This window comes from Streptomyces apocyni (genome assembly GCF_009739465.1).
GTDB classification, from domain to species: Bacteria; Actinomycetota; Actinomycetes; order Streptomycetales; family Streptomycetaceae; genus Streptomyces; species Streptomyces apocyni.
The window spans coordinates 1-2,084 of sequence record NZ_WHOM01000042.1 but is presented as its reverse complement, the minus strand read 5'-3'; the positions used below and the strand labels follow the sequence as shown (position 1 = coordinate 2,084).

Annotated in this window: 1 protein-coding gene; it reads right to left on the bottom strand. The window is 70.9% G+C overall.

Annotated features, from left to right (window positions below; genetic code table 11):
• On the bottom strand, nucleotides 1-2,084 hold a 2,084-nt coding region (locus GCN81_RS09120; RefSeq protein WP_231626552.1), incomplete at both ends, for a condensation domain-containing protein.

The window sequence follows — 2,084 nt, the reverse complement described above, 5'->3', positions numbered from 1 at the left end:
CCGGACTGCTGGTCCTGCAACTGGGCCAGCAGGTGGCCGACAGTGGTGTGCGGGTTCAGGCGTACGCGAACGGGGAGGGTATTGATGAACAGTCCGACCGTGCCCTCGATGCCCGCCACCTCCGGCGGACGGCCGGAGACGGTCGTACCGAAGACCACGTCGTCACGACCGGTCAGCGCGCCGAGCACCATCGCCCAGGCACCCTGCACCAACGTCCCCAACGTCACACCCGCCCGCCGGGCAGCACCCGTCAGACGCTCCGACACATCCGCAGCCAGCTCCCGCATGATCTGGGCAGGAAGTACGGAGGTGTGCGCCGTCTCGGCGGGTGACAGCAGCGTCGGCTCGTCGAAACCGTCGAACACCTCCCGCCACACGGCTTCCGCAGCGCCCCGGTCCTGCTCAGTGAGCCACTGCGCATAGGCACGGTGATCAGCCACACGCGGCAGACCCGCCCCGCCATCACGCTGTCCGTACAGCGCGAACAGCTCGGCCACGAGCACGGACATGGACCAGCCGTCGATCAGGATGTGGTGGTTGGTCATGACCAGACGGTGCCGGTCGGCGCCGAACCGGATGAGGGCGAAGCGCAGCAGCGGGGGCGCCGCCAGATCGAACCGGCGGTCGCGGTCCTCGGCCAGAATCGCGGCGGCCTGCTCGTCCTGTGCCGCCGCGTCGAGCGCGGACAGGTCCACCTCGGTCCAGGGCAGGGTCACCTCGGCCGGGATGATCTGGACCGGCCGGTCCAGACCCTCCTGCCAGAAACCCGCCCGCAGACCGGCGTGCCGGCGCACGACACCCTCCGCGGCGGCCCGCAGCGCGGCCGCGTCCAGCGGTCCCCCCAGATCGAACGCGAACTGGACGGTGTAGACGTCGGGTGATGTGTCGTCGAACTGGGCGTGGAACAGCAGTCCTTCTTGGAGGGGGGTGAGGGGGAGGACGTCTTGGATATGGGGGTGGGTGGTTTCCAGAAGGTCGATGTCGTTCTGGGTGAGGTCGACCAGGGGCAGGTCGGAGGGGGTGCGGCCGCCCGCGCCCGGTTCGGCGGTGTGTGCGACCAGCGACTTCAGCGCCGCGAACCACGCCTCGCCCAGCTCCGCGACCTCGGCCCGCGACAGCAGCTCGCCCGGCCACAGCCACGTCACCGTCAGCAGCGGACCGTCCGGCTCGTCCTGCGTACGGGCCGTGATCTCAAGCCCGTGCGCGAGCGGCAGGTCGGCGTCACCGCCCTGCACGGCGTCGGTGGCCGCGTCCACTGACCAGTCTTGGTTGGTGGGTGCGGTGAATCGGCCGAGGTAGTTGAAGCCGATCTGCGGGGTGGGGAGTGCGGCGAGGGTACGGCTGGTGTCGGGGTTGAGGTGGCGCAGCAGCCCGTAGCCGATGCCGTGGTCGGGAATCGCGCGCAGCTGCTCCTTCACTCGCTTCAACGCGTGTCCGGGGCTGTCAGTGGTGCCGGGGGCGAGGCGGACCGGGTGGGCGGCGGTGAACCAGCCCACGGTCCGGGACAGATCCACCCCGGGCAGCAGATCCTCACGGCCGTGCCCTTCGAGATCGAGCAGGACGTCGGACGCGTCTACGCCCCTCACACGCCGCCACTGGTTGACGGCGAGGGCGAGGCCGGTGAGCAGGACGTCGTTGACACCCGCGTGGAACGCGGCGGGGACAGCGGTGAGCAACGCCTGAGTCGTGTCACGGTCCAGCGTCAGGGTGAGACTGCGGGCGGTGCTGGCGGTGTCGCGTGCCGGGTCGAGGGGACGCCCGGTCAGCAGCGGGTCGGGCGCGGACAGCATCCCGGTCCACAGCGCGAGTTCGTCGAGCTGGTTCTGCTGCTGGGCGAGGGTGGTCAGTTGCTGGGCCCAGCGGCGGAAGGAGGTACCCACCGGCTCCAAGGCGCCTTGGCCCCCTCCTGCCCAGGCGGCGGCCAGGTCAGGGAGCAGGATGCGCCAGGACACACCGTCCACCACCAGGTGGTGGACGACAAGGAGGAGCTTGCCGGGGGCATGGGGTCCCGCGTCGAACCACACGGCCTGCACCATCGCCCCGGCCTCCGGGGCGAGCCTGCTCCGGGCGGCCTCGGCCTCCCG